8 protein-coding genes are annotated in these 9,239 nt (G+C 52.2%); all 8 read left to right on the top strand.

Translation table 11 applies throughout. The features are described from left to right. Positions 1–1,098 (top strand): elongation factor Tu (gene tuf, locus OGV79_RS04460; RefSeq protein WP_286467827.1); only part of this gene is annotated, 1,098 nt, incomplete at its 5' end. A 231-nt stretch (positions 1,099–1,329) separates the two neighbouring features. Continuing rightward, the gene (secE, locus tag OGV79_RS04455; RefSeq protein ID WP_012133816.1) at positions 1,330–1,713 is read left to right on the top strand and encodes a preprotein translocase subunit SecE; all 384 of its coding nucleotides are present in this window, start codon (positions 1,330–1,332) and stop codon (positions 1,711–1,713) included. Position 1,714: 1 nt separating this feature from the next. Next, positions 1,715–2,260, top strand: a complete 546-nt coding sequence (gene nusG, locus OGV79_RS04450) for a transcription termination/antitermination protein NusG (protein ID WP_003862341.1) — start codon at positions 1,715–1,717, stop codon at positions 2,258–2,260. A 157-nt stretch (positions 2,261–2,417) separates the two neighbouring features. Further along, the gene (gene rplK / locus OGV79_RS04445) at positions 2,418–2,846 is read left to right on the top strand and encodes a 50S ribosomal protein L11 (RefSeq protein ID WP_012133815.1); all 429 of its coding nucleotides are present in this window, start codon (positions 2,418–2,420) and stop codon (positions 2,844–2,846) included. Positions 2,847–2,849: 3 nt separating this feature from the next. Next, entirely contained in the window at positions 2,850–3,557 is a 708-nt protein-coding gene (gene rplA, locus OGV79_RS04440; RefSeq protein ID WP_012133813.1) for a 50S ribosomal protein L1, read from the top strand. Between the two features lie 355 nt (positions 3,558–3,912). Further along, positions 3,913–4,410, top strand: a complete 498-nt coding sequence (gene rplJ / locus OGV79_RS04435; protein ID WP_004097644.1) for a 50S ribosomal protein L10 — start codon at positions 3,913–3,915, stop codon at positions 4,408–4,410. Positions 4,411–4,476: 66 nt separating this feature from the next. Continuing rightward, positions 4,477–4,842, top strand: a complete 366-nt coding sequence (rplL, locus tag OGV79_RS04430; protein WP_012133812.1) for a 50S ribosomal protein L7/L12 — start codon at positions 4,477–4,479, stop codon at positions 4,840–4,842. Positions 4,843–5,161: 319 nt separating this feature from the next. Further along, positions 5,162–9,190: a DNA-directed RNA polymerase subunit beta gene (rpoB, locus tag OGV79_RS04425; protein WP_024130652.1), complete on the top strand. Its 4,029-nt coding sequence runs from the start codon at positions 5,162–5,164 to the stop codon at positions 9,188–9,190. Positions 9,191–9,239: the final 49 nt, after the last annotated feature.

Raw genomic sequence — 9,239 nt, 5'->3', positions numbered from 1 at the left:
GCTGCAATCACTACCGTACTGGCTAAAACCTACGGCGGTGCTGCTCGCGCATTCGACCAGATCGATAACGCGCCGGAAGAAAAAGCTCGTGGTATCACCATCAACACTTCTCACGTTGAATACGACACCCCGACTCGCCACTACGCGCACGTAGACTGCCCGGGCCACGCCGACTATGTTAAAAACATGATCACCGGTGCTGCGCAGATGGACGGCGCGATCCTGGTTGTTGCTGCGACTGACGGCCCGATGCCGCAGACCCGTGAGCACATCCTGCTGGGTCGTCAGGTAGGCGTTCCGTACATCATCGTGTTCCTGAACAAATGCGACATGGTTGATGACGAAGAGCTGCTGGAACTGGTTGAGATGGAAGTGCGTGAACTGCTGTCTCAGTACGATTTCCCGGGCGACGACACGCCGATCGTTCGTGGTTCTGCTCTGAAAGCGCTGGAAGGCGAAGCTGAGTGGGAAGCGAAAATCATCGAACTGGCTGGCTACCTGGATTCTTACATCCCGGAACCAGAGCGTGCGATTGACAAGCCGTTCCTGCTGCCGATCGAAGACGTATTCTCCATCTCCGGTCGTGGTACCGTTGTTACCGGTCGTGTAGAGCGCGGTATCATCAAAGTGGGCGAAGAAGTTGAAATCGTTGGTATCAAAGAGACTGCGAAGTCTACCTGTACTGGCGTTGAAATGTTCCGCAAACTGCTGGACGAAGGCCGTGCTGGTGAGAACGTAGGTGTTCTGCTGCGTGGTATCAAACGTGAAGAAATCGAACGTGGTCAGGTACTGGCTAAGCCGGGTTCCATCAAGCCGCACACCAAGTTCGAATCTGAAGTTTATATCCTGTCCAAAGACGAAGGCGGCCGTCATACTCCGTTCTTCAAAGGCTACCGTCCGCAGTTCTACTTCCGTACAACTGACGTGACTGGCACCATCGAACTGCCGGAAGGCGTAGAGATGGTAATGCCGGGCGACAACATCAAAATGGTTGTTACCCTGATCCACCCGATCGCGATGGACGACGGTCTGCGTTTCGCAATCCGTGAAGGCGGCCGTACTGTTGGCGCAGGCGTGGTTGCTAAAGTTCTCGGCTAATCGCTGATAACATTTGACGCAATGCGCAATAAAAGGGCATCATTTGATGCCCTTTTTGCACGCTTTCACATCAGAACCTGGCTCATCAGTGATTTTTTTTGTCATAATCATTGCTGAGACAGGCTCTGCTGAGGGCGTTTAGTCCGAAACGCAACACAGAGCATTTCGGTTTGGATTGCCTCGCATACGCGGGGTGAAAATGTTTGTAGAATACTTCTGACAGGTTGGTTTATGAGTGCGAATACCGAAGCTCAAGGAAGCGGGCGCGGCCTGGAAGCGATGAAGTGGGTCGTTGTTGTCGCATTGCTGCTTGTGGCTATTGTGGGCAACTACCTCTATCGCGACATGATGCTGCCGCTGCGTGCGCTGGCCGTAGTAATTCTGATTGCTGCAGCGGGTGGTGTCGCGCTGTTGACGACAAAAGGTAAAGCAACCGTTGCTTTTGCCCGTGAAGCGCGTACCGAAGTCCGTAAGGTCATTTGGCCGACTCGCCAGGAAACATTGCACACCACGCTGATTGTGGCTGCGGTTACCGCAGTAATGTCACTGATCCTGTGGGGACTGGATGGTATTCTGGTTCGCCTGGTATCCTTTATCACTGGCCTGAGGTTCTGAGATGTCTGAAGCTCCTAAAAAGCGCTGGTACGTCGTTCAGGCGTTTTCCGGTTTTGAAGGCCGCGTAGCAACATCGCTGCGTGAGCATATCAAATTACACAATATGGAAGAGTTGTTTGGTGAAGTCATGGTGCCGACCGAAGAAGTGGTCGAAATCCGTGGCGGCCAGCGTCGCAAAAGCGAGCGCAAATTCTTCCCGGGCTACGTCCTGGTTCAGATGGTGATGAACGACGCAAGCTGGCACCTGGTGCGCAGTGTTCCGCGTGTGATGGGCTTCATCGGCGGTACGTCTGACCGTCCGGCGCCAATCAGCGACAAAGAAGTTGATGCGATCATGAACCGCCTGCAACAGGTCGGTGATAAACCGCGTCCGAAAACGCTGTTTGAACCGGGTGAAATGGTTCGTGTTAACGACGGTCCGTTTGCTGACTTTAACGGCGTTGTTGAAGAAGTGGACTACGAGAAGTCCCGCCTGAAGGTGTCTGTTTCTATCTTTGGTCGTGCGACCCCGGTAGAACTGGACTTTGCCCAGGTTGAGAAAGCCTAAGCAGCGATCAAAAAAGCGGCGATTTAATCGTTGCACAAGGCGCGAGATTGGAATACAATTTCGCGCCTTTTGTTTTTATGGGCCTGGCCCGTAAAACGATTTTTTTATATCACGGGGAGCCTGTTTTCAGGCGTTATACCCAAACGAGGAAATTGCAATGGCTAAGAAAGTACAAGCCTACGTCAAGCTGCAAGTTGCAGCTGGTATGGCTAACCCGAGTCCGCCAGTAGGTCCGGCTCTGGGTCAGCAGGGCGTAAACATCATGGAATTCTGCAAAGCGTTCAACGCAAAAACTGATTCCATCGAAAAAGGTCTGCCGATTCCGGTTGTTATCACCGTTTACGCTGACCGTTCTTTCACCTTCATTACCAAAACGCCTCCGGCAGCAGTTCTGCTGAAGAAAGCGGCTGGTATTAAGTCTGGTTCCGGCAAGCCGAACAAAGACAAAGTAGGTAAAATTTCCCGCGCTCAGCTGCAGGAAATCGCGCAGACCAAAGCTGCCGACATGACTGGTGCCGACATTGAAGCGATGACTCGCTCCATCGAAGGTACTGCACGTTCCATGGGCCTGGTAGTGGAGGACTAAGAAATGGCTAAACTGACCAAGCGCATGCGTGTGATCCGTGAGAAAGTTGATGCGACCAAACAGTACGACATCAACGAAGCTATCTCTCTGCTGAAAGAACTGGCCACTGCTAAGTTCGTAGAAAGCGTAGACGTTGCCGTTAACCTCGGCATCGACGCGCGTAAATCTGACCAGAACGTACGTGGCGCAACTGTACTGCCGCACGGTACTGGCCGTTCCGTTCGCGTAGCCGTATTTACCCAGGGTGCAAACGCTGAAGCTGCTAAAGCTGCTGGCGCTGAACTGGTAGGTATGGAAGATCTGGCTGAACAGATCAAGAAAGGCGAAATGAACTTTGACGTTGTTATTGCTTCCCCGGATGCAATGCGCGTTGTTGGCCAACTGGGCCAGGTTCTGGGTCCGCGTGGCCTGATGCCGAACCCGAAAGTGGGTACTGTAACGCCTAACGTTGCTGAAGCGGTTAAGAACGCTAAAGCTGGTCAGGTTCGTTACCGTAACGACAAAAACGGCATCATCCACACCACCATCGGTAAAGTGGATTTTGACGCTGACAAACTGAAAGAAAACCTGGAAGCTCTGCTGGTTGCGCTGAAAAAAGCAAAACCGACTCAGGCGAAAGGCGTGTACATCAAGAAAGTTAGCATCTCCACCACCATGGGTGCTGGCGTTGCCGTTGATCAGTCCGGTCTGACTGCGACTGTGGCGAACTAATATTCGCCTTTACGTGGGCGGTGATTTTGTCTACAATCTTACCCCCACGTTTCTGTTGAAATAAACAGAACTCTATGTGAGTCATTTGAATTGTAGCAGCTAACGCGGCTACGGTTCAAAGGGCGAAGTCATAGACAAGATTTGTTCGTTGGAGCCTGGCCTATCCAGGCCTCCGTCGAAGACCGCAGGTGTTTCGTAAGAAACTTAATGCCCTGCGTAGACGGTGACAGAACGCTAAGATTATTTTTTATACTCTGGCTTGTTTCTGCTCACCGTATTAAGACGCTCTTCTCGTTGAGGAGAGTGAAGTGAGTTCCAGAGCATGAGCTCTGGCAAACATCCAGGAGCAAAGCTAATGGCTTTAAATCTTCAAGACAAACAAGCGATTGTTGCTGAAGTCAGCGAAGTAGCCAAAGGCGCGCTGTCTGCAGTAGTTGCGGATTCCCGTGGCGTAACTGTAGATAAAATGACTGAACTGCGTAAAGCAGGTCGTGAAGCTGGCGTTTACATGCGTGTTGTTCGTAACACCCTGCTGCGCCGCGTCGTTGAAGGTACTCCGTTCGAGTGCCTGAAAGACACGTTTGTTGGTCCGACCCTGATTGCATACTCTATGGAACACCCGGGCGCTGCTGCTCGTCTGTTCAAAGAGTTCGCGAAAGCGAATGCAAAATTTGAGGTCAAAGCCGCTGCCTTTGAAGGTGAGCTGATCCCGGCGTCTCAGATCGACCGCCTGGCAACTCTGCCGACCTACGAAGAAGCAATTGCACGCCTGATGGCAACCATGAAAGAAGCTTCGGCTGGCAAACTGGTTCGTACTCTGGCTGCTGTACGCGATGCGAAAGAAGCTGCTTAATCGCAGTTATCTTTGTAACGCATCCGCTTACGTATAAACTTATTCTGATATTCAGGAACAATTTAAATGTCTATCACTAAAGATCAAATCATTGAAGCAGTATCCGCTATGTCCGTAATGGACGTTGTAGAACTGATCTCTGCAATGGAAGAAAAATTCGGTGTTTCCGCTGCTGCTGCTGTAGCTGTAGCTGCTGGCCCGGTTGAAGCTGCTGAAGAAAAAACTGAATTCGACGTAATTCTGAAAGCTGCTGGCGCTAACAAAGTTGCTGTTATCAAAGCAGTACGTGGCGCGACTGGCCTGGGTCTGAAAGAAGCTAAAGACCTGGTAGAATCTGCTCCGGCCGCTCTGAAAGAAGGCGTGAGCAAAGATGACGCTGAAGCTCTGAAAAAATCTCTGGAAGAAGCTGGCGCTGAAGTTGAAGTTAAATAAGCCAACCCTTCCGGTTGCAGCCTAAGAAATTAGGCTGATGGCTGGTGACTTTTTAGTCACCAGCCTTTTTGCGCTGTAAGGCGCCAGTAGCGTTTCACACTGTTTGACTACTGGTTGTCCTGACAATGCTTGTTTCTATCGACGACTTAATATACTGCGACAGAACGCCCGTTCTGTGTAAATCGCAATGAAATGGTTTAAGCGTGATAGCAACAGGCATTGCGGAAAGTATTCCATTTTCCGGTCAACAAAATAGTGTTGCACAAACTGTCCCTCCGCAGGACAGATGGGTCGACTTGTCAGCGAGCTGAGGAACCCTATGGTTTACTCCTATACCGAGAAAAAACGTATTCGTAAGGATTTTGGTAAACGTCCACAAGTTCTGGATGTACCTTATCTCCTTTCTATCCAGCTTGACTCGTTTCAGAAGTTTATCGAGCAAGATCCTGAAGGGCAGTACGGTCTGGAAGCTGCATTCCGTTCCGTGTTCCCGATTCAGAGCTACAGCGGTAATTCCGAGCTGCAATACGTCAGCTACCGCCTTGGCGAACCGGTGTTTGACGTTCAGGAATGTCAGATCCGTGGCGTGACCTATTCCGCACCGCTGCGCGTAAAACTGCGTCTGGTGATCTACGAGCGCGAAGCGCCGGAAGGCACCGTAAAAGACATTAAAGAACAAGAAGTCTACATGGGCGAAATTCCGCTCATGACCGACAACGGTACTTTCGTTATCAACGGTACTGAGCGTGTTATCGTTTCCCAGCTGCATCGTAGCCCGGGTGTCTTCTTCGACAGCGATAAAGGTAAAACTCACTCTTCCGGTAAAGTACTGTATAACGCGCGTATCATTCCTTACCGTGGTTCATGGCTGGACTTCGAGTTCGATCCGAAAGACAACCTGTTTGTCCGTATCGACCGTCGTCGTAAACTGCCTGCGACCATCATTCTGCGTGCACTGCAATACACCACTGAACAGATCCTGGACCTGTTCTTTGAGAAAGTGATCTTCGAGATCCGCGACAACAAGTTGCAGATGGAACTGGTGCCGGAACGCCTGCGTGGTGAAACCGCCTCCTTTGACATCGAAGCCAACGGCAAAGTGTACGTCGAAAAAGGTCGTCGCATTACTGCGCGCCACATTCGCCAGCTGGAAAAAGACGATATCAAACATATCGAAGTTCCGGTTGAGTACATCGCGGGTAAAGTGGCGTCTAAAGACTACGTTGACGAATCAACTGGCGAGCTGATCTGCGCAGCGAACATGGAGCTGAGCCTGGATCTGCTGGCGAAGCTGAGCCAGTCTGGCCACAAGCGTATCGAAACGCTGTTCACCAACGATCTGGATCACGGCCCGTACATTTCTGAAACGGTACGCATCGACCCGACCAACGATCGTCTGAGCGCGCTGGTAGAAATCTACCGCATGATGCGCCCGGGTGAGCCGCCGACTCGTGAAGCGGCTGAAAGCCTGTTTGAGAACCTGTTCTTCTCCGAAGACCGCTATGACCTGTCTGCGGTTGGTCGTATGAAGTTCAACCGTTCTCTGCTGCGCGACGAAATTGAAGGTTCCGGTATCCTGAGCAAAGACGACATCATTGACGTGATGAAGAAGCTCATTGATATCCGTAACGGTAAAGGCGAAGTCGATGATATCGACCACCTCGGCAACCGTCGTATCCGTTCCGTAGGCGAAATGGCGGAAAACCAATTCCGCGTTGGCCTGGTGCGTGTTGAGCGTGCGGTGAAAGAGCGTCTGTCTCTGGGCGATCTGGATACCCTGATGCCTCAGGACATGATCAACGCCAAACCGATTTCTGCGGCAGTGAAAGAGTTCTTCGGTTCCAGCCAGCTGTCTCAGTTTATGGACCAGAACAACCCGCTGTCTGAGATTACGCACAAACGTCGTATCTCCGCACTCGGCCCAGGCGGTCTGACCCGTGAACGCGCAGGCTTCGAAGTTCGAGACGTACACCCGACCCACTACGGTCGCGTATGTCCTATCGAAACGCCTGAAGGTCCGAACATCGGTCTGATCAACTCCCTGTCCGTGTACGCACAGACTAACGAATACGGTTTCCTCGAGACTCCGTATCGTAAAGTCACCGACGGCGTTGTGACTGACGAAATTCATTACCTGTCTGCTATCGAAGAAGGTAACTACGTTATCGCTCAGGCGAACTCCAACCTGGATGACGAAGGCCACTTTGTAGAAGATCTGGTTACTTGCCGTAGCAAAGGCGAATCCAGCTTGTTCAGCCGCGACCAGGTTGACTACATGGACGTTTCCACCCAGCAGGTGGTTTCCGTCGGTGCGTCCCTGATCCCGTTCCTGGAACACGATGACGCCAACCGTGCATTGATGGGTGCGAACATGCAACGTCAGGCGGTTCCGACTCTGCGCGCTGATAAGCCGCTGGTTGGTACCGGTATGGAACGTGCTGTTGCCGTTGACTCCGGTGTAACTGCGGTTGCTAAACGTGGCGGTACTGTTCAGTACGTGGATGCGTCCCGTATCGTTATCAAAGTTAACGAAGACGAGATGTACCCGGGCGAAGCAGGCATCGACATCTACAACCTGACCAAATACACCCGCTCTAACCAGAACACCTGTATCAACCAGATGCCGTGTGTTTCTCTGGGTGAGCCGGTTGAGCGCGGCGACGTGCTGGCTGACGGTCCGTCCACCGACCTCGGTGAACTGGCGCTGGGTCAGAACATGCGCGTAGCGTTCATGCCGTGGAACGGCTACAACTTCGAAGACTCCATCCTCGTTTCCGAGCGTGTTGTCCAGGAAGACCGTTTCACCACCATCCACATTCAGGAACTGGCCTGTGTGTCTCGTGACACCAAGCTGGGGCCGGAAGAGATCACCGCTGATATCCCGAACGTGGGTGAAGCTGCACTCTCTAAACTGGATGAATCCGGTATCGTTTACATCGGTGCGGAAGTGACCGGCGGCGACATTCTGGTTGGTAAGGTAACGCCGAAAGGTGAAACCCAGCTGACGCCAGAAGAGAAACTGCTGCGTGCGATCTTCGGTGAGAAAGCGTCTGACGTTAAAGACTCTTCTCTGCGCGTACCAAACGGTGTTTCCGGTACGGTTATCGACGTTCAGGTCTTTACTCGCGATGGCGTAGAAAAAGACAAACGTGCGCTGGAAATCGAAGAGATGCAGCTGAAGCAGGCGAAGAAAGACCTGTCTGAAGAATTGCAGATCCTCGAAGCTGGCCTGTTTAGCCGTATCCACGCTGTGCTGGTTTCCGGTGGCGTTGAAGCTGAGAAGCTCGACAAACTGCCGCGCGATCGCTGGCTGGAACTGGGCCTGACCGACGAAGAGAAACAAAATCAGCTGGAGCAACTGGCTGAGCAGTACGACGAACTGAAACACGAGTTCGAGAAAAAACTCGAAGCGAAACGCCGCAAAATCACTCAGGGCGACGATCTGGCACCGGGCGTGCTGAAGATTGTTAAGGTATATCTGGCGGTTAAACGCCGTATCCAGCCTGGTGACAAGATGGCAGGTCGTCACGGTAACAAGGGTGTAATTTCTAAGATCAACCCGATCGAAGATATGCCTTACGATGAAAACGGCACGCCGGTAGACATCGTACTGAACCCGCTGGGCGTACCGTCTCGTATGAACATCGGTCAGATTCTGGAAACCCACTTGGGTATGGCTGCGAAAGGTATCGGCGATAAGATCAACGCCATGCTGAAACAGCAGCAGGAAGTCGCGAAACTGCGCGAATTCATCCAGCGTGCGTACGATCTGGGCGCTGACGTTCGTCAGAAAGTTGACCTGAATACCTTCAGCGATGAAGAAGTTCTGCGTCTGGCTGAAAACCTGCGCAAAGGTATGCCGATCGCAACGCCGGTGTTCGACGGTGCGAAAGAAGCGGAAATTAAAGAGCTGCTGAAACTGGGTGACCTGCCGACTTCCGGCCAGATCACGCTGTTTGACGGCCGTACCGGTGAACAGTTCGAGCGTTCGGTAACCGTAGGTTACATGTACATGCTGAAACTGAACCACCTGGTCGACGACAAAATGCACGCTCGTTCCACCGGTTCCTACAGCCTGGTTACTCAGCAGCCGCTGGGTGGTAAGGCGCAGTTCGGTGGTCAGCGCTTCGGGGAGATGGAAGTGTGGGCGCTGGAAGCATACGGCGCAGCATACACCTTGCAGGAAATGCTCACCGTTAAGTCTGATGACGTGAACGGCCGTACTAAGATGTATAAGAACATCGTGGACGGCAACCATCAGATGGAACCGGGCATGCCGGAATCCTTCAACGTATTGTTGAAAGAGATTCGTTCGCTGGGTATCAACATCGAACTGGAAGACGAGTAATTCTCGCTCAAACAGGTCACTGCTGCCGGGGTAATACCCGGCAGCGGAA

Source organism: Citrobacter sp. CK185 (assembly GCF_030333565.1).
Classification (GTDB): Bacteria; Pseudomonadota; Gammaproteobacteria; order Enterobacterales; family Enterobacteriaceae; genus Citrobacter_B; species Citrobacter_B koseri.
Note: the sequence above shows the minus strand (reverse complement) of the source record. Positions and strands in the feature narration are given on the sequence as shown.

What these genes read in the sequence shown, in the direction of transcription:
- rplL (WP_012133812.1), top strand. Translation starts at nt 4,477, where the DNA reads ATGTCTATCACTAAAGATCAAATCATTGAAGCAGTATCCGCTATGTCC.
- secE (WP_012133816.1), top strand. Translation starts at nt 1,330, where the DNA reads ATGAGTGCGAATACCGAAGCTCAAGGAAGCGGGCGCGGCCTGGAAGCG.
- rplK (WP_012133815.1), top strand. Translation starts at nt 2,418, where the DNA reads ATGGCTAAGAAAGTACAAGCCTACGTCAAGCTGCAAGTTGCAGCTGGT.
- rpoB (WP_024130652.1), top strand. Translation starts at nt 5,162, where the DNA reads ATGGTTTACTCCTATACCGAGAAAAAACGTATTCGTAAGGATTTTGGT.
- rplJ (WP_004097644.1), top strand. Translation starts at nt 3,913, where the DNA reads ATGGCTTTAAATCTTCAAGACAAACAAGCGATTGTTGCTGAAGTCAGC.
- nusG (WP_003862341.1), top strand. Translation starts at nt 1,715, where the DNA reads ATGTCTGAAGCTCCTAAAAAGCGCTGGTACGTCGTTCAGGCGTTTTCC.
- rplA (WP_012133813.1), top strand. Translation starts at nt 2,850, where the DNA reads ATGGCTAAACTGACCAAGCGCATGCGTGTGATCCGTGAGAAAGTTGAT.